Raw genomic sequence first — 17743 nt, forward strand, 5'->3', positions numbered from 1 at the left:
GAAAAAACTTTCCACCCCCAGCCATGCAGCCAGAAGTCGTATCCGGTATTAGCCACCGTTTCCGATGGTTATCCCGAAGTGAAGGGCAGGTTGCTCACGTGTTACTCACCCGTTCGCCGCTCGAGTACCCCGAAAGGCCTTTCCGCTCGACTTGCATGTGTTAAGCACGCCGCCAGCGTTCGTCCTGAGCCAGGATCAAACTCTCCAATAAGAATTCAATACCCGGCGATCAGACCGCTGACATCACTCAATGTGTTGCCATTGTCCGTATCACCAAAGGAATCCCGCCCTGAACAAATGCCAGGGCCGGGGTATCAATAACTTGGCACTAACTTTCAGACACCCTGTTGAGTTCTCAAAGAACAAAAACACACCATCGATGACCTTGAAGGCCACTTCTGGGGCTTATTTATGGCGACCTGCTCGGCCTCGCGATCACTTCCGTGACTCGCTTGCCCGTCTCGCTGGCGCCTCGGATTACTCTACCCGGTCGGTCTCGCTCCGCCAAATCGGCCTGTCAGCCGCCTTGCGGGCACCACCCGGGACCCGATCCCTCCGGCGAACCAGCCGGACCAGGTCACCAGCGCTTCCTGGTGGCTTCCCGGCTGTCCGCCTTGCGGCTTCTTTCCGTTCTGCCCCGTTCCTCGCTGGCAGAGAGAACATTACGTGGCCCCTGGCGGGGACTGCAAATCGGGGTCCCGTGTCCCCGGTCACCCAAGTGCCCGTTTCGGGAAACCTGCAGGTCATCGACTGTTTCCCGAAACGAGTGAGGCGGGGCGCCATGGCCCCGCCTCACCAGTTGATCACTGTTGGTTACTTCTTGCGTGCGGCCCGCTTCTTCGCGGGTGCCTTCGCCGCCACCGCAGCGGGTGTCGCCCCGAGCATGGGCTTGAGGAAGGAGCCGGTGTGGCTCTCCTCCACCGTGGCCACGTACTCCGGGGTGCCCTCCGCGACGACGTTGCCGCCCCGGCTGCCGCCCTCCGGGCCCATGTCGATCAGCCAGTCGGACGTCTTGATGACGTCGAGGTTGTGCTCGATGACGATGACCGTGTTGCCCTTGTCGACCAGGCTGTGCAGGACGAGGAGGAGCTTGCGGACGTCCTCGAAGTGCAGGCCGGTGGTTGGTTCGTCGAGGACGTAGACCGTGCGGCCGGTCGAGCGCTTCTGCAGCTCGGAGGCCAGCTTCACGCGCTGGGCCTCGCCGCCGGAGAGGGTGGGGGCGCTCTGGCCGAGGCGTACGTAGCCGAGGCCGACGTCGACGAGGGTCTTCAGGTGACGGTGGATCGCGGGGATCGGCTCGAAGAACTCCGCGCCCTCCTCGATCGACATGTTGAGCACGTCGGCGATCGTCTTGCCCTTGTAGTGGACTTCGAGGGTCTCGCGGTTGTAGCGGTCCCCCTTGCAGACCTCGCAGGGTACGTAGACGTCGGGGAGGAAGTTCATTTCGATCTTGAGGGTGCCGTCGCCTGCGCACGCCTCGCAGCGGCCGCCCTTGACGTTGAAGGAGAAGCGGCCGGGGGTGTAGCCGCGGACCTTCGCCTCCGTGGTCTCCGCGAAGAGCTTGCGGACGTGGTCGAACACGCCGGTGTAGGTGGCCGGGTTGGACCGGGGGGTGCGGCCGATCGGTGACTGGTCGACGCCGACGACCTTGTCGACGTGCTCGAGGCCGGTGATCCGGTTGTGCCTGCCCGGTACGAGGCGGGCGCCGTTGATCTGGTTGGCCAGGACGGCGTAGAGGATGTCGTTGACCAGGGTCGACTTGCCGGAGCCGGAGACGCCGGTCACCGAGACGAACTGGCCGAGCGGGAACGAGACGTCCAGGCCGCGGAGGTTGTGCTCGCGGGCGCCCTTGACGACGAGCTCGCGGCCCGGGGTACGGGGGCGGCGGATCTCGGGGATCGGGATCGCGGTGCGGCCGGAGATGTACGCGCCGGTCAGGGACTCCTCGTTGGTGAGGAGCTCGCCGACCGGGCCGGAGTGCACGATCTTGCCGCCGTGCTCGCCTGCCCCGGGGCCGATGTCGACGACCCAGTCGGCCGTGCGGATCGTGTCCTCGTCGTGCTCGACGACGATCAGGGTGTTGCCGAGGTTGCGCAGCCGGACGAGCGTCTCGATCAGGCGGTGGTTGTCGCGCTGGTGGAGGCCGATCGAGGGCTCGTCGAGGACGTAGAGGACGCCGACGAGGCCGGAGCCGATCTGGGTCGCGAGGCGGATGCGCTGGGCCTCGCCGCCGGAGAGGGTGGCCGCGGCCCGGTCGAGGGAGAGGTAGTCGAGGCCGACGTCGAGGAGGAAGGTCAGCCGGGCGGTGATCTCCTTGAGGACCCGCTCGGCGATCATCTTCTGCCGGTCGGAGAGCTCGAGGGTCTTCAGCAGCTCGACGGCCTCGCCGACGGAGAGCGCGCAGAGCTCGGCGATGTTCTTGCCGCCGAGGAGGACGGCGAGGACCTCGGGCTTGAGCCGGGTACCGCCGCAGTCGGGGCAGGGGACGTCGCGCATGTAGCCGGCGAACTTGTCGCGGCTCCACTCCGACTCGGTCTCCTCGTGGCGGCGCTCCAGCCAGGGCAGGACGCCCTCGAAGGTGGCGTAGTAGGAGCGCTCGCGGCCGTACCGGTTCTTCCACTTGACGTGGAGCTGGGTGTCGGCGCCGTACAGGATGGCTTTCTGTGCTCTGGCCGGGAGCGCGCGCCAGGGCTTGTCCATGTCGAAGGACAGCTGCTCGGCGAGGGCTGTGAGCAGGCGCGAGTAGTACTCGGAGGTCTGGCCGCCAGCCCAGGGCTGGATCGCTCCGTCGTTGAGGCTGCGCTCGGAGTCGGGGACGACCAGCTCCGGGTCGACCTCCTTACGGGAGCCGAGGCCGGTGCAGGCCGGGCACGCGCCGTAGGGTGCGTTGAAGGAGAAGGTGCGCGGCTCGAGGGCCTCGATGCTGAGCGGGTGGTCGTTGGGGCAGGCGAAGTGCTCGGAGAAGCGGCGCTCGCGGTTCGGGTCGTCTTCCTGCAGGTCGACGAAGTCGATGAGGACGATGCCGCTGGCCAGGCCGAGGGCCGTCTCGACGGAGTCGGTGAGGCGCTGCTTGGCGCTCTTCTTCACCGCGAGCCGGTCGACGACCACCTCGATGGTGTGCTTCTCCTGCTTCTTCAGGGTGGGCGGCTCGGTGAGGGCGTGGACGACGCCGTCGACGCGGGCCCGGGCATACCCCTTGCCCTGGAGCTCGTGGAAGAGGTCGACGTACTCGCCCTTGCGGCCGCGGATGACCGGGGCGAGGACCTGGAAGCGGGTGCCCTCCGGCATGGCGAGCAGGCGGTCGACGATCTGCTGGGGTGTCTGGCGGCTGATCGCCTCGCCGCAGGTCGGGCAGTGCGGCTCGCCGACCCGGGCGTAGAGGAGGCGGAGGTAGTCGTAGACCTCGGTGATCGTGCCGACGGTCGACCTCGGGTTGCGCGAGGTGGACTTCTGGTCGATCGAGACGGCCGGGGACAGCCCCTCGATGAAGTCGACGTCCGGCTTGTCCATCTGGCCGAGGAACTGCCGGGCGTACGCGGACAGCGACTCGACGTAGCGGCGCTGGCCCTCGGCGAAGATGGTGTCGAACGCGAGGCTGGACTTACCGGAGCCGGACAGGCCGGTGAAGACGATCAGCGCGTCGCGGGGCAGGTCAAGACTGACATCGCGCAGGTTGTGCTCCCGCGCGCCACGGATGATCAATCGTTCCAACACGATGCAACCCTCTGGTTGTTGCCCTCTGGTATTTGCCCCGATACGGGGGTTTTCAGCGCCGGGTAGAGCGCCAGTCCGCCACTGTATCCGTGGCGTCTGACATTTTCCGTCTGGGCAGCTGGCGCGGCACGGACCCGGTGTCCGGCCCGCCGCCCGGCGGCGGTTCGGGTTGCTGGATCTCGAGGACGGCCCCGCCGTGCGGGAGGACGATCAGGCCCTCGTCGGCGAGGGGCTGGATGTCGGTGAACTGGGCGGTGCCGACACCGAGCAGGCCGAGCGTGAAGCCGGGGGTCAGCGGGCCGGGCGGGGCCGCGGTGAGGGCCGGGATGTCCTCGGGGTGCCAGTCGGCCGGGTTGGCCAGGAGGACGGCGTCGAGGTTGGCGGCGAGGGTACGGGAGGCCGAGGGCCAGCGCCACGCGGAACGGCGGGGCAGGACGGTCTCGATCGTGACGGGGCCGTCGGGCCACGTGCGGAGCACCACCCAGTCGCCGACACACGGGAGGGCCTGCGGGGAGCGGGCGCCCCGGGCCAGCATGCCGCCGCCGAGGGTGGCCCGGCTGGTGCCGGTGGCTGTGAAGATCGTGTAGACGCCCTGGTCAGCACGCAGTACCCGGCCGGGCCGCTGGCCACGCCGGTGGTGAGGGCGGTAGGCGGCTGCCAGGTCGGCGCCCCAGCCCAGGGAGACAAGATCAATACTCATCAGGGGATCCACGCTAGGTTCATCGGTCCCCGTGTTCCAGCACATTATTCTCTGTCACATGACCTCTGACCCACTGGCCCTGCTGTCAGACCTCGACCGGGCCACCGCCAGGCTGCTCCGTACCGTCGGCGGCCTGACCGACGCCGACGTCGCCGCGCCGTCGCTGCTGCCCGGCTGGAGCCGTGGCCACGTGCTCGCGCACATCGCCCGGAACGCCGACGGGCTGGGAAATCTGCTCACGTGGGCGTCGAGCGGGGTGGAGACGCCCATGTACCCGGGTGGCAGCCCGCAGCGCGACGCCGACATCGAGGCTGGCGCGCCGAGGCCTGCCGCAGAGCAGCTGGCGGACGTGAAGGCTTCGTCCGAGCGGTTCGCGGAGCTGGCGGACGGTGTGCCCGCCGACGGGTGGGGCGTGATGGTGTGGGGACGTGACGGCAAGCCGTTCCCGGCCGCGACGGCCGTGTGGAAGCGGCTGAAGGAGGTCGAGATCCACCATCTGGACCTGGCTGCCGGGTACGGGGCGCCGGACTGGCCGGAGGCGTTCACGCTGCGGCTGCTGCGGGAGTCGGCTCACGACTTCGGGGTACGGCGGGACGCGCCGCGGATGGTGCTGAACGCCACGGATCTGGGTGCGCAGTTCGCGGCCGGTGACGGCGAGGGCGCTCCGGTGATCAGCGGGCCCGGGCACGCGCTCGCGGAGTGGGTGATCGGGCGCGGGGTACCGAAGGCGCTCACCGGGCAGCAGCTGCCGGCCCTGCCGAGCTGGGGCTGAGCCGCGGTGCAGGTACACGAGGCCGCCGGGCTGACGATCACGAAGGTGTCGGTCGGGCCGATCGACAACAACGTTTTCCTGCTGCGCTGCCGCAGTACCGGGAAACAGCTCATGATCGACGCGGCGGCCGAGCCGGACCGCCTGCTGGAGCTGGTCGGCGATGGCGGGCTGGAGACGGTGGTGACCACGCACCGGCACGCTGACCACTGGCAGGCGCTGGCGGCCGTGGTGGAGGCGACGGGTGCCGTCTCGCTGGCGCATCCGGTGGACGCGCCGGGGCTGCCGGTGCCCGCTGGTGATCCCGGGGAGGTCGTGCGGGTCGGTGAGGTGGAGCTGGAGGTCGTTCATCTCGCCGGTCACACGCCCGGGTCGATCGCGCTGGTCTATCGCGGGCCGGATGGTGACTGCCGGGTGTGGACCGGTGACTCGCTGTTTCCGGGCGGGGTGGGGAACACGCAGGGTGATCCTGAGCGGTTCGCCTCGCTGATCGGGGACGTAGAGACGAAGATCTTTGGCCGGCTGCCGGACGAGACGATTGTCTACCCGGGACACGGGCTGGACACGACGCTGGGGCGCGAGCGCCCGGAGCTGCCGGCCTGGCGGGCCCGGGGCTGGTGAGGTTCCGCCCGGCTCTCCGGTGCGTTCACGGTCTGTGGTGACAAGCAGGGAAGGTTAGGCTAACCTATGCCGCGTGCCTGACCTTCCTTCTGCTGCCGTCGCCAGCCTCCGCGTACCCGGCCGCCCGATGCTGACCGGGAACGGGCTGCGGATCGGGTACGGCGGGCGGACGGTGGTCGAGGGGGCCGGCATCCGCCTGCGGGCCGGAGAGGTCACGGTGCTGCTGGGGCCGAACGGGAGCGGGAAGTCCACACTGCTGCGTACCCTGGCCCGGCTGCACCGCGCTGACGGCGGGACCGTGGTGCTTGAGGACGAAGTGGACGCCCTCGGATTGCCGGCCAGGGAGTTCGCCCGGCAGGTGACGTTGCTGCCGCAGAGCCGGCCGGCGCCGGTGGGCGTGACGGTGCGGGACGTGGTCGGGTATGGCCGGCATCCGTACCGGGGCCGGTGGCGGGGTGGTGACCCTGACGGCGCCCGGGCGATCGAGCGGGCCATGCGGGTCACGGGTGTCGCCGGCATGGCGGAGCGACCGGTCGACGAGCTGTCGGGCGGGGAGGCTCAGCGGGTGTGGCTCGCGGCGTGCCTCGCCCAGGACACCGGCGTCGTGCTGCTGGACGAGCCGACGACGTTCCTGGACCTCAGGTACCAGATAGAGATTCTTGATCTGATGCGCGAGCTGGCCACCGAGCATGGCGTGGCTGTGGGTGTCGTGCTGCACGACCTGAACCAGGCCGCGGCGGTCGCCGACCACGTGGTGCTGCTGTCCGGCGGGGCCGTCGCGGCGGCGGGTACTCCCGCCGAGGTGCTGACGAGCGAGCGGCTGACCGCCGCGTACGGGATCCGGGTCGAGGTCGAGGTCCGTGGTGGGGCCGGGCAGGTGACGTGCCGGCCGGTCGGGCGGCTGGTCTCCGCCGGGTACTGAGTAATTGTCTTTTTTGAGTAGGTAAGGACTAATTTTGAGACGTGTGCTGGGCTTCGCCATGCCCTTTTTCGCTGTGGCCGTGCTGCTGGGCGGCTGCGGGACTTCGGAGAAGAAGGGCGCGGACGCCGCGCCCGCCGGATCCGCCGGGCCGGTGACCGTGACCGACAGCCGGGGCAAGGCCGTGAAACTGGACCGGCCTGCGAGCAAGGTCGTCGCCCTGGAGTGGGCCGAGGCGGAGATGCTGGTCACCCTGGGTGTCCAGCCGTCCGGGGTCGCCGACGTGAAGGGCTTCGCCACCTGGGACACGGCCGTGAAGCTCGCACCGTCCGTCAAGGACGTCGGCACCCGGACCGAGCCCAGCGTCGACTCGATCGCCGCGCTCCAGCCCGACCTGGTGGTAATGGAGGCCGAGCGGGACGCCCCGCTGGTCGGCCAGCTGGAGAAGTTCGTCCCGGTGATCGTCACCAAGGGCAGCGACGCCAGCCGCAACATCGACCGGATGCGTGAGGACTTCACGATGATCGCGACGGCGGTCGGCCGGACGGACGAGGCGAAGAAGGCTCTGGCGGGCTTCGACGCGGCGATCGCCGACGCGAAGAAGAAGATCGCGGCGGCCGGGAAGGCCGGGAGCGCGTTCGCGATCGCCGACGGGTACAAGGAAGGGTCGACCATCTCGATCCGGATGTTCGGGCAGGGGTCCTTCGTCTCGCAGCTCGCGATTCAGGTGGGGCTCAGGAACGCGTGGACGGGCAAGGTCGACGAGGCGTGGGGCCTTGGCGCGTCCGATGTGGAGGGCCTGGGCGTCCTGAAGGGCACTGACCTGGTGTTCCTGTACAACGCCTCGGACGGCAACGACGTCTTCGCCTCCGGGCTGGCCGGAAACCAGATCTGGGAGTCCCTCGGCTTCGTGCAGAAGAAGCAGGTCCGCAAGCTGCCCGACGGGATCTGGACGTTCGGCGGGCCGGACTCCGCCAGGCAGTACATCGAGCAGCTGGTGAAGGTCTACGCGCCTTGAGACCAGGCCGGATCTGGGTGATGAGCGGGGCGGCCGGGATAGTCCTGGCCGCCCTGGCCGCCGTCCACGTGACGCAGGGGACGTCCGGCGTCGGGTTCCTGGATCTGCTGGGGATGGACGACGAGGCCGCACGGGTGCTCGCCGCGTCGCGGCTCCCCCGGCTGCTGGCCGGCGTGCTGGTCGGGTTCGCGCTGGGGGTGGCAGGGGCCGCTTTCCAGTCGCTGGCCCGCAATCCGCTGGCCTCGCCGGACACGCTGGCGGTCAACGCGGGTGCGCACCTCGCGGTGGTCGTCGCGGCTGCCGCCGGAATTTCCCTGCCGGTACTCCCGTCCGGCGGCCTCGCGTTCGTCGGCGGGCTGGGCGCGGCCGGGCTGGTGATGCTGCTGTCGGCCGGCGGGGGCGGCGGGCCCGCCCGGCTCGTCCTCGCCGGGTCGGCCGTCGCGCTGGCCCTGAGCGCGCTGACCACCCTCGTGATGATCCTCTTCGAGCAGTCGACGACCGGGTTGTTCGCCTGGGGCAGCGGAACCCTGGTCCAGAGCGACCTGCGCGGTGTCACCCAGGTCGGGCCGGTGGTGGCGGCCTGCTTCGCGGTACTGCTGGTGCTCGGGCGGCGGCTGGACGTCCTCGGGCTCGGGGACGACTCGGCGGCCGTGATGGGTGTGCCGGTGCGGCGGGTGCGGTTGCAGGTGACGCTGCTGGCCGTGTTGCTGTCGGCTGCCGCTGTGACCGTCGCCGGGCCGATCGGGTTCGCGGGGTTGTGCGCGCCGGTGATCGTACGGCTGGCCGGGCGGGCTGCCGGGCTCGCGGCTGTGCACCGGCACCGGGTGCTGCTGCCGTTGTCAGGTGTGGCCGGGGCGGGGATCGTGCTGGCCGCCGATGTCGTACTGCGCGCTGTGATGGGCGGGCAGGCCGGTGTGGACATTCCGACGGGAGTCGTGACCACGCTCGCCGGTGCTGTCGTGCTGGTCGTGCTGGCGCGGAAGTGGACCGATGCTGGCGGGAACAGCCGCGGGGCCGGGTACGTGGCTGTCGTGCGGTCCCGCAGGTTCTTCGTGAGTGTTGTTGTGGTTTGTGGTGTTGCGCTGTGCGCGGCCGTGTTCGCGGGAATGCTGCTCGGCGACACGATGCTGCTGGCCGGGGACCTGTGGAACTGGCTGCACGGCGAGACCGGCCGCGCTCTGACCTATGTGCTCGATCAGCGGTACCCGAGGGTGCTGGCCGCCGTGCTGTCCGGGGCAGCCCTGGCCGTGGCGGGAACCGTGGTGCAGGCCGTGTGCCGCAACGCCCTCGCCGAGCCGGGACTCCTGGGAATCTCGGCCGGTGCCGGGGCCGGCGCGGTGACGATGCTGACCCTCGTTCCGCTGGCGGGCATCGGGCTGATGTCGGGCGCTGCGGGGCTTGGCGCGCTGGTCGCCTTCGGTGTCGTCTACGGGCTCGCGCGCGGTGTCCGGCGATCGGTGAGCCTGAGCTCCGACCGGCTGGTGCTGGTCGGGGTCGGAGTCTCGGCGGGGTGCGCGGCCCTGACCACGTTCATCATCGCGGCCACCGACCCGTGGAACACGGCCAAGGCGCTGACCTGGCTGTCCGGGTCGACGTACGGGCGGACCGCCGAGCAGGTCCTCCCGGTCGCCCTCGCGCTGCTGCTGGTCGCGCCGCTGGCGTTCGCCGGGCGGCGGGAGCTTGATCTCCTGGCGCTGGACGACGACACACCACGCGTGCTGGGTGTGCCGCTGGACCGGGTACGGCTGGTCGCGCTGCTCGGCGCGGCGCTGCTCACGTCCACTGCCGTCTCGGCGGCGGGAGTCGTGGGATTCGTCGGCCTGGTCGCGCCCCACGCCGCCCGGATGCTCGCCGGGTCGTCCCATGCCCGCGTGCTGCCGGTGGCCGCGCTGCTCGGCGCGATCCTCGTGAGCGTGGCCGACACGTTCGGGCGGACGGTGATCGCTCCGGCCCAGGTACCGGCCGGGCTGGTGACGGCGATGATCGGCACCCCGTACTTCGCCTGGCTGCTGTGGCGGTCGCGGGTGGCGGCGCGCGGGGCCCGGGTGCGGCGCGGGCGGCGGTTCGTGGTTCCGGGCTCCGGGTCCGGTTCTGGTTCTCGTTCTGGTTCTCGGTCTGTGGAGGGGAAGGCATGATTGTTCCTTGGCGGTTCTTCCGGGTCACGGTCGCTCGGCTTGAGGAGCTGAGCCCGTCGTTTCTCCGGGTCACGGTGACGGGCGAGGACCTGGCGTCCTTCGCCGACAACGGGTACGACCAGCGGATCAAGCTGGTCCTGCCGCTGCCGGGCAGCGGGCTGGCACACATGCCGGACGGGCTCGACTGGTTCGAGCAGTGGCGGCGGCTGCCGGACGGGCAGCGCAACCCGGTCCGGACGTACACGGTGCGCGCGGTGCGGCCGGAGGCGTCCGAGGTGGACATCGACATGGTCCTGCACCCCGGCGGCGACGGGCCCGCGATCCGGTGGGCCCGGGAGGCGGCCGCCGGCGGCGAGGTCATGCTGCTGGGGCCGGACGCCGGGTACACGGAGGGGCCGCACGGCGGGATCGACTTCCACCTGCCGGGCGGGACGCGGAAGGTGCTGATCGGCGGGGACGAGACCGCCGTACCGGCCATCGCCGCCATCCTCGAACGCCTGCCGTCCGATGTGGAGGGTGAGGTCGTGCTGGAGGTACCGTTCGCGGCCGACGTGCTCACGCTGGCCGCCCCGGAGGGCGTGCGGATCGGCTGGCACCCGAGGGACGGCGCCGGGCACGGGGAGGCACTCGTGCCGGCGTTCCAGGAGGCGGCCCGGCGGGTGCTGGGGTCCGGGGGCACGCGGGCCGAGGTGCTCGACGTCAACGTGGACGAGGAGATCCTCTGGGAGGTACCGGAGGAGGGCAGCAGCCTCGGCGGCACGGAGTGCTACGCGTGGCTCGCCGGGGAGGCCGGCGCGATCAAGACCCTCCGCAGGTACCTGGTGACGGAACTGGGCGCCGACCGGAGAGCTGTGGCGTTCATGGGCTACTGGCGCATGGGCCGCTCAGAGAACTAGCCATTCCCGGACCAGTACACCTGATTGGTTTTGACCTGCGGGTTTGATCTGACCCGAGGTGGGTCGGCACTACACGGGATACCAGGCGTCTAGTTCTGAGTCTTTGATGGTGAGCTTGCCGCCCGTGGCGTCGACGCGGGCGGCGAGGTCCTCGTGGGCCAGGGTGCCGTTGGTGGTGCCGAGGAGCCTGATCCTGAGGTGGCTGCGGCCGTAGATGAGCTGGGCCTCTGCCGGGCCAGCCGCGAGGGCCGCCTCGACGAGGCGGTAGGCGGAGACGTCGACCTCGGCTGGCAGCCGCCGTGGTTCGCCCTGGGTCGCGAACGTGACGCCGCTCGCCGAGCACAGGGCCGGGATCGCCGCTGCGGTCGGGGCCGGCCCGGAACTCGCTCCGGACGCGCCGGGCTGGCGCAGCACGCCGAGCAGCTCGCGCATCGAGGTCAGTGCCGCCCTGGCTTCGGTCGCCACTTCGGACAGTGCCGCCGGCTCGCCGCTGGTCGCGCGTTCGACGACGGCCGAGGTGTGGGCCAGGACGGAGCCCTGGAGGCCGTAGGCGATGCGGGCTCGTTCCTCCTGGGCGGCGAGCAGCACCGACTCGGCGGCCGCGGCCAGTGACACGGCCTCGCGGCTGACGAGCCTGCGGCGGCGGTGGCCGGCGATCGCCCCGATGATCCATATGATCAGGAGCGGGACGAAGTAGAACACAGCGCCTTCCAGCGCGACCACGGCCGGGAGCAGGTCCTTCTCCGGCCAGGGCTGGAAGAGGTACGCGCCGAAGATGGTCCCCGCGCTCAGCCCCAGTGCGCACAGCACCGCGCCGAGCCAGGTGAGCCAGACAGGCCGGGCGTAGGCGGCCAGGGCGTACACGGCGAAGGCCTCGGGGAGCGCTGCCATCGTGAACAGCCAGAAGCTGCCCGGGGTGATCAGGCCGAGTGCCATCAGGCCCAGCCACAGCAGCGCGGCCCCCGTGACCGCGCAGGCGGCCAGCCACGGGTACCGCCGCCGCCACAGCATCGGCAGCGCCCTCAGGAGCACGACCAGCGTGAGCAGCACACCCTGCGTCCAGGAGTAGACGACGTCGGGGGCCTGGGGGTCCTGCTGGGAGCCGACGATCATCAGGGCCGGCCAGAGCGCCGCGAACGACGCGAGGGCGATGTCCACGATCCGGTCGTCGCGGATCCGCCGCCACGGCCCGACGGGCGGCGGGGGCGGCGGGTCACCGGCCGGGCAGGGCAGCACGGCCCGCACCCGCCAGCCGCCGCCCGGCTGCGCGCCGGCCGCGAACTCCCCGCCGACGGCCATCACGCGCTCGCGCATGCCGGCCAGGCCACGGCCGCCGCCGAGCCCGGCTCCGGACGCCGTGCCCCGGCCGTTGTCCACGGTGATCTCGACGGCTTCCGGCCGGTACTCCAGCCTGACCAGCACCTGGGCGCCCTCGGCGTACCGGAGCGCGTTGGTGAGCGCCTCCTGGACGATCCGGTGCCCGGCTGCCGCGACCTCCCCCGGTACCTGCCGCTCGCCACCGACCTCGACCGTCACGAGCTGCCCGAGCCTGGCGAAGCCCTGGGCCAGCTCGCGGACCGCGCCGAGGGTGGCTGGCCCGTCGTCCTCCCCCACGTCCATGACCTCGACGAGCCTGCGGAGCGAGCCGAGGGTCTCCAGGCCCGTCGACGCCGCGAAGCTGAGCGCCTGGGGAGCCAGGGCCGGCACCCGCTCGGCGGCCTGGGCGTGCACGACGATCGTGCTGAGGTGGTGCGCGGAGATGTCGTGGAGTTCGCGGGCGAGGCGCCTGCGTTCCTCAGCGACCGCGTAGTGATGGTCGGCCTCCGCGCGGCCGAGCTGGGCGGCGACGGCCTCCCGCTGGGCCCGCCAGCGCCGCCGCACCCGCCCCAGCCCCCACACCAGGGCGTAGCAGCAGATCGAGAACAGTATCGACACGACGACCATCTGGAGGCCGATGTCCTGGAGCACGCACTGGATGGTCGTCTGGGTCAGGAAGATGCCCAGGGTCGCCGGGCCGGAGATCCGGACCGGACGGTGCACGGTGACCGAGAACAGCGCGATCGAGTCCGCGGCGCTGATGACGGCCAGGACCTCGGGCTGGGGAGCCGCGAGGTTCGCGACGAGGGTCAGCGGGGGCATGGTCGCCAGGACAGCCAGCGGGGCGACCCGCCGGAAGGCGAGAGCGGTGCAGGCCGCGGCGACGGCGAGGATCAGCACGGCCGCTTCGGTGATTGTGACGGGTTTGCCCGTCAGCCAGGGCCAGCCGGGCCAGACGGCGAGCTGCGCCAGGCACAGCGCGGCCGGCAGCCACAGGTCCCGGATCGGCGGTCGCACTGGCCGACGGTACCTGGTGACGTCCAGCCGCGCTGTCGTAAAAAGTTCAGCGCGGACGTGGCGGCCGTCACTGCGCGCAACCGTCCACACCGGACTACGAATAGACGAACCTGATCGCGGCGGCTGTTCCGGCCGCGATCACCAGCACCAGCAGGAAGGGCGCTCTGGCCAGCAGGGCGGCCGCCGCTGCCAGCAGCCCGCCGGCCCGGGCCGGGTCGAAGGCCAGCTCGCCACGCTCGGTCACTGTCTGTATCGCGATCAGCGCGGCGAGCAGCGCGACCGGGATGGCCGCCGCGAACCTGCCCACGGCCGGCCGGTCCAGCAGTCCCCTCGGCGCGGACAGCCCGGCCAGCTTCAGCGCGTAGCAGCCAATCCCCAGGACCAGGATCGAAACCCAGACACTCATTTCGTACCCTCACCGCCCAGCACCGTCGCGCCCACGGCGGCAGCCGCAGCCAGCAGCACCGGTACCCCGGACGGCAGGAACGGCGTCGCCGCCAGCGCGATCACCACCCCGGCCAGCGCCGTCCACCGGGCCCGCCAGCTCTCGGCCAGCCGCGGCCACAGGATCGCCAGGAACGCGGCCGGGGCGACCACGTCGAGCCCGAGCGCCGCCGGGTCGGCGAGGCTGCCGGTACCGAGGGCCCCGATCAGCGTCGTCAGGTTCCACAGCACGTAGAGGGTGGCGAAGGAGGTCCAGAAGCCGGCCCGGGCCGCGCCCCGGTCGGGCTGGCCGACCGCGATGGCCGTCGTCTCGTCGATCACGCCCTGGGCCGCGAGGAGCCTGCGCGGGCCGCGTTCGCCGAGGACGCCGGCCAGGCGCAGGCCGTAGAGGGCGTTGCGCCCGCTGAGCAGCAGCGCTCCGGCCGTGCCCGCCAGCAGGTTGCCGCCGGAGGCGATCACGCCGGCCAGGGCGAACTGGGAGGCGCCCGTGAACGCCAGCAGGCTCAGCGCGCAGGCCTGCCACACGGTCAGCCCCGACGTCACGGCCGTCGCCCCGAAGGCCAGCCCCGAGATCCCGACCGCGAAGCCGAGGCTCAGTGCCTGCCGGATCGCCGCCCGCCGGGTCTCCGTCGTATCCATGTCAGTCACGTCTTGCATGCGGCCGACGCTATGGGGCCGGCCCGGCTAGTTCTTGAACGTTCTTGCGCTCAGAGGATCGCTCACAGCCCGGAACTCCGCCGGTACTCCCCCGGCGGCACGCCCAGGTACTTCCGGAAGTGCCGGGTCAGGTGCGCCTGGTCGGCGAACCCGACCTCCGCAGCCACCTCAGCCGGACGCCGCCCGGCAGCGAGCAGCCCCCGGGCCCGCCGGACGCGTTCCTGCACGAGGTACGTGTGCGGGGGCAGCCCCGTCGCCGCCCGGAAGGCCCGGTGCAGCGCGTGCGGCCCGAGCCCGACCTCGCCGGCCAGCTCGGTGAGGGACGGCGGCTCGGCGATCCGCTCGTGCAGCAGCTCCCGGGCCCGCGCCACGGCCAGCGGGGCCGCGCGCCGCGGGGAGGACAGGCCCGCGTGCCGGGTCAGCACCGCGACCAGCAGCGCGTGCAGCGCCGAGGACGCGGCCAGGTCATCGCCGACCTCCGCCGCCCGGCTCGCCGTCCGCAGCAGCTGGTACCCGGCGGGGTCGGCCAGGATCGCCTCCGGGAACCACGGGGTACCGCCCCGCCAGCCCAGCTCCCGGGCGACGGCCGTCACGGCCTCGACGCTCGGGTAGATCGACCGGTACCGCCAGCCTTCCGGTACCCCGGCGTGGCCGGTGTGCGGGATCTCCGGGTTGACGAGGACGAGGGCGCCGGGGCCTGCCCGGTACGTGCGGCCCTCCGCCGTCCACTCCTCGACGCCGGCGCTGATCGCCGCGAAGGCGTACTCGGCGTGCGCGTGCAGGGTGAAGCTGTGCCGGACGAAGCGGGCGCGCAGCAGCTCGACGCCCGGTAGTGCCGGGTGCCGCCAGTACGTGGCCAGGTCCGCGCTCATCCTCTGATGAATAGCACTACTCCGACGCCGGCCGCCCACAGCATCGTGAGCAGGAAGCCGATCCAGGCGACCGGGGTCAGCATCGAGGCCGCCAGGACCAGGGTCACCCAGCCCAGCCACAGCGGCAGGACCCGGGTGTACAGAATGGCCAGCCCGGACGCTGCGAGCAGCAGGAACCCGCCGCCCACAAGCATGTAGAACAGCTCGTTGCCGAGCACGGTGAGGACCTGGGTGGCCTCGGGGGTGACCTTGCCGGCCGTGTCCGCGGCCGCGTAGGCCAGGCTCGCGAGGAGCAGCAGCGCTGTGGCCATGATCAGGGCGCCGGCGAACGCGATCGCGGCGAGCCGCCCGTCGCCGCCCTCAGCCCGGGACACGGTATGCCGGAGGCTCCCCGCGAACCAGACCAGTGCCAGTGCGCCCAGGCCCACCAGGTACGAGCCCGTGAGCTGGCTGGTGCGCTCCTCCGTCCAGAACCGGACGATCTCCTCCGGCGGGTCGTCGACTCCGGCTGTGTCACCCGAGACGAAGAAAGCCACGTAGACCAGCACGGCGAACACGACGCCGGCCAGCGGGGCGAGCCGGGCGATCCGCGCGGGTAGCTCAGGCATGGCAGCCCCCTTTCCGAGGACCACGCGCCAGGGCGCCGAGAACGAGTCCCAGCCTACTCGCACCCTTCCCATTGGTACCAAATGATGGGTTTTGACCGATCTAGCGGCCCGGAGCCGAGTGAGAATCGGCACCCGGCACCTGCCCGGCGGAGGGAACCAGGGACGATATACCCATGCCACTGCGCTCCGATCTCCGTAACTTCGCGATCATCGCCCACGTCGACCACGGCAAGACGACCCTGGTTGACGCCATGCTCAAGCAGGCGGGCGCGTTCCACGCCCGCGCAGAGGTCGCAGACCGGGTCATGGACTCCGGCGACCTCGAGCGGGAGAAGGGCATCACGATCCTCGCCAAGAACACCGCGGTGGCCTACACCTCCCCGGACGGCGAGCAGTTCACGCTCAACATCATCGACACGCCGGGCCACGCCGACTTCGGTGGCGAGGTCGAGCGGGGCCTGACGATGGTCGACGGGGTGGTGCTGCTCGTCGACGCGTCCGAGGGCCCGCTGCCGCAGACCCGGTTCGTGCTGCGCAAGGCGCTCGCGGCGAAGATGCCGATCGTTCTCGTGATCAACAAGGTGGACCGGCCAGACTCCCGGATCAAGGAGGTCGTGGACGACACCTACGAGCTGTTCCTCGACCTCGACGCGACCGAGGACCAGATCGAGTTCCCGATCGTCTACGCCTGCGCCCGCGACGGCATCGCCTCGCTGAACCAGCCGGCCGACGGCACCGTCCCGTCCGACTCGGACTCCCTCGCGCCGCTGTTCACCACGCTGCTGGAGACCATCCCGGCCCCCTCCTACGACGAGGGTGCCCCGCTCCAGGCGCACGTGACCAACCTGGACGCCTCGCCGTTCCTCGGCCGCCTGGCGCTGTGCCGGGTGAAGCAGGGCACGATCAAGAAGGGCCAGACGGTCGCCTGGTGCAAGACGGACGGCTCGAAGGAGAACGTCCGCATCACCGAGCTGCTGATGACCGAGGGCCTCGAGCGCAAGCCGGCCGAGGAGGCCGGCCCCGGTGACATCATCGCCATCGCCGGCATCGCCGACATCATGATCGGCGAGACCCTGGCCGACTCCGAGAACCCGGTCGCGCTCCCGCTGATCACGGTGGACGAGCCCGCCATCTCGATGACCATCGGCACCAACACCTCCCCGATGGTCGGCAAGGCCAAGGGTTCGAAGGTCACCGCCCGCATGGTCAAGGACCGGCTCGACAAGGAGCTGATCGGCAACGTCTCGCTCCGCGTCCTGCCCACCGAGCGCCCCGACGCGTGGGAGGTGCAGGGCCGTGGCGAGCTGGCGCTGGCCATCCTCGTCGAGCAGATGCGCCGCGAGTCCTACGAGCTGACCGTCGGCAAGCCGCAGGTGGTCACCAAGAACATCGACGGCAAGGTGCACGAGCCGGTCGAGCGGCTGACGATCGACGCGCCCGAGGAGTACATGGGCGCGATCACCCAGCTGCTCGCGACCCGCAAGGGCCGGATGGAGCACTACACCAACCACAACACCGGCTGGCTGCGGATGGAGTGGCTGGTCCCGGCGCGTGGCCTGATCGGCTTCCGCACGGAGTTCCTGACCGAGACCCGGGGCACCGGCATCGCGCACCACGTGTTCGAGAAGTACGAGCCGTGGTTCGGCGAGCTGCGCACCCGTAACAACGGCTCGCTGGTCGCCGACCGGTCCGGCGTGGTCACGGCGTTCGCCATGACGAACCTCCAGGAGCGCGGCTCGCTGTTCGTCGAGCCGACGATGGAGGTGTACGAGGGCATGATCGTCGGGGAGAACTCGCGTTCCGACGACATGGACGTCAACATCACCAAGGAGAAGAAGCTCACCAACATGCGGTCGTCCACCGCGGACGAGACCGAGAAGCTGGTGCCGCCGCGCAAGCTGTCCCTCGAGCAGTCCCTGGAGTTCTGCCGCGAGGACGAGTGCGTCGAGGTCACGCCGACCGCCGTCCGCATCCGCAAGGTGAACCTCTCCGCGACCGAGCGCGCCCGCGCCACGGCCCGCCGCAAGCACCAGTAACACCCAGCGTTCGTCTCACG

At 71.0% G+C, this 17743-nt stretch carries 14 protein-coding genes and 1 rRNA gene; 7 read left to right on the top strand and 8 right to left on the bottom strand.

Translation table 11 applies throughout. From position 1 onward, the window contains the following. The 3 genes from A3G1_RS0112595 to A3G1_RS38495 form a co-directional block, all read right to left on the bottom strand. Positions 1–211 (bottom strand): 16S ribosomal RNA (locus A3G1_RS0112595); the annotation flags it as partial. 602 nt (positions 212–813) lie between these two features. Further along, entirely contained in the window at positions 814–3714 is a 2901-nt protein-coding gene (gene uvrA, locus A3G1_RS0112600; protein WP_040478261.1) for an excinuclease ABC subunit UvrA, read from the bottom strand. Positions 3715–3766: 52 nt separating this feature from the next. Then, positions 3767–4414 carry a ribosome small subunit-dependent GTPase A gene (locus A3G1_RS38495; protein WP_157641099.1) on the bottom strand — a complete coding sequence of 216 codons (648 nt, stop codon included), beginning with the start codon at positions 4412–4414 and terminating at the stop codon, positions 3767–3769. Between the two features lie 58 nt (positions 4415–4472). Here A3G1_RS38495 and A3G1_RS0112610 point away from each other — a divergent pair, with 58 nt between their 5' ends. The 6 genes from A3G1_RS0112610 to A3G1_RS0112635 all read left to right on the top strand — a co-directional run bounded on the left by A3G1_RS0112610 (position 4473) and on the right by A3G1_RS0112635 (position 10772). Continuing rightward, on the top strand, positions 4473–5186 hold the full coding sequence (locus tag A3G1_RS0112610; RefSeq protein WP_018349833.1) for a maleylpyruvate isomerase family mycothiol-dependent enzyme: 714 nt from the start codon (positions 4473–4475) through the stop codon (positions 5184–5186). 6 nt (positions 5187–5192) lie between these two features. Continuing rightward, positions 5193–5804, top strand: coding sequence for an MBL fold metallo-hydrolase (locus A3G1_RS0112615; RefSeq protein WP_018349834.1), 612 nt, complete (start codon positions 5193–5195; stop codon positions 5802–5804). Positions 5805–5931: 127 nt separating this feature from the next. Beyond that, positions 5932–6726, top strand: coding sequence for an ABC transporter ATP-binding protein (locus tag A3G1_RS0112620; protein ID WP_018349835.1), 795 nt, complete (start codon positions 5932–5934; stop codon positions 6724–6726). Positions 6727–6769: 43 nt separating this feature from the next. Next, the gene (locus tag A3G1_RS0112625; protein WP_018349836.1) at positions 6770–7741 is read left to right on the top strand and encodes an ABC transporter substrate-binding protein; all 972 of its coding nucleotides are present in this window, start codon (positions 6770–6772) and stop codon (positions 7739–7741) included. After that, a complete protein-coding gene (locus A3G1_RS34625; protein WP_245563492.1) occupies positions 7738–9876 on the top strand; it encodes an iron ABC transporter permease in 2139 nt (712 codons plus the stop codon). The genes A3G1_RS0112625 and A3G1_RS34625 overlap by 4 nt, the downstream gene beginning before the upstream one ends. Beyond that, entirely contained in the window at positions 9873–10772 is a 900-nt protein-coding gene (locus tag A3G1_RS0112635; protein ID WP_026212086.1) for a siderophore-interacting protein, read from the top strand. The genes A3G1_RS34625 and A3G1_RS0112635 overlap by 4 nt, the downstream gene beginning before the upstream one ends. Before the next feature lie 69 nt (positions 10773–10841). Here the strand turns inward: A3G1_RS0112635 and A3G1_RS38500 are convergent, their stop codons facing one another. The 5 genes from A3G1_RS38500 to A3G1_RS0112660 all read right to left on the bottom strand — a co-directional run bounded on the left by A3G1_RS38500 (position 10842) and on the right by A3G1_RS0112660 (position 15687). Continuing rightward, positions 10842–13106, bottom strand: coding sequence for a sensor histidine kinase (locus A3G1_RS38500; protein WP_018349839.1), 2265 nt, complete (start codon positions 13104–13106; stop codon positions 10842–10844). Between the two features lie 94 nt (positions 13107–13200). Continuing rightward, complete coding sequence (locus A3G1_RS0112645) at positions 13201–13512, bottom strand: AzlD domain-containing protein (protein WP_018349840.1); 312 nt, start codon at positions 13510–13512, stop codon at positions 13201–13203. Continuing rightward, entirely contained in the window at positions 13509–14207 is a 699-nt protein-coding gene (locus A3G1_RS0112650; RefSeq protein ID WP_211216298.1) for an AzlC family ABC transporter permease, read from the bottom strand. The genes A3G1_RS0112645 and A3G1_RS0112650 overlap by 4 nt, the downstream gene beginning before the upstream one ends. Positions 14208–14269: 62 nt before the next feature. Then, positions 14270–15079: an AraC family transcriptional regulator gene (locus tag A3G1_RS0112655; RefSeq protein ID WP_018349842.1), complete on the bottom strand. Its 810-nt coding sequence runs from the start codon at positions 15077–15079 to the stop codon at positions 14270–14272. After that, complete coding sequence (locus A3G1_RS0112660; RefSeq protein WP_018349843.1) at positions 15076–15687, bottom strand: hypothetical protein; 612 nt, start codon at positions 15685–15687, stop codon at positions 15076–15078. The genes A3G1_RS0112655 and A3G1_RS0112660 overlap by 4 nt, the downstream gene beginning before the upstream one ends. 173 nt (positions 15688–15860) lie before the next feature. Here A3G1_RS0112660 and typA point away from each other — a divergent pair, with 173 nt between their 5' ends. Next, the gene (typA, locus tag A3G1_RS0112665; protein ID WP_018349844.1) at positions 15861–17723 is read left to right on the top strand and encodes a translational GTPase TypA; all 1863 of its coding nucleotides are present in this window, start codon (positions 15861–15863) and stop codon (positions 17721–17723) included. The last annotated feature ends 20 nt before the right edge of the window (positions 17724–17743 follow it).

The sequence above is a fragment of the Longispora albida DSM 44784 genome, assembly GCF_000379825.1.
In the GTDB taxonomy this organism is placed as follows: domain Bacteria; phylum Actinomycetota; class Actinomycetes; order Mycobacteriales; family Micromonosporaceae; genus Longispora; species Longispora albida.

What these genes read in the sequence shown, in the direction of transcription:
- A3G1_RS38495 (WP_157641099.1), bottom strand. Translation starts at nt 4,414, where the DNA reads ATGAGTATTGATCTTGTCTCCCTGGGCTGGGGCGCCGACCTGGCAGCC.
- A3G1_RS0112610 (WP_018349833.1), top strand. Translation starts at nt 4,473, where the DNA reads ATGACCTCTGACCCACTGGCCCTGCTGTCAGACCTCGACCGGGCCACC.
- A3G1_RS0112620 (WP_018349835.1), top strand. Translation starts at nt 5,932, where the DNA reads ATGCTGACCGGGAACGGGCTGCGGATCGGGTACGGCGGGCGGACGGTG.
- A3G1_RS0112635 (WP_026212086.1), top strand. Translation starts at nt 9,873, where the DNA reads ATGATTGTTCCTTGGCGGTTCTTCCGGGTCACGGTCGCTCGGCTTGAG.
- A3G1_RS0112645 (WP_018349840.1), bottom strand. Translation starts at nt 13,512, where the DNA reads ATGAGTGTCTGGGTTTCGATCCTGGTCCTGGGGATTGGCTGCTACGCG.
- A3G1_RS0112650 (WP_211216298.1), bottom strand. Translation starts at nt 14,207, where the DNA reads ATGCAAGACGTGACTGACATGGATACGACGGAGACCCGGCGGGCGGCG.
- A3G1_RS0112655 (WP_018349842.1), bottom strand. Translation starts at nt 15,079, where the DNA reads ATGAGCGCGGACCTGGCCACGTACTGGCGGCACCCGGCACTACCGGGC.
- A3G1_RS0112660 (WP_018349843.1), bottom strand. Translation starts at nt 15,687, where the DNA reads ATGCCTGAGCTACCCGCGCGGATCGCCCGGCTCGCCCCGCTGGCCGGC.
- typA (WP_018349844.1), top strand. Translation starts at nt 15,861, where the DNA reads ATGCCACTGCGCTCCGATCTCCGTAACTTCGCGATCATCGCCCACGTC.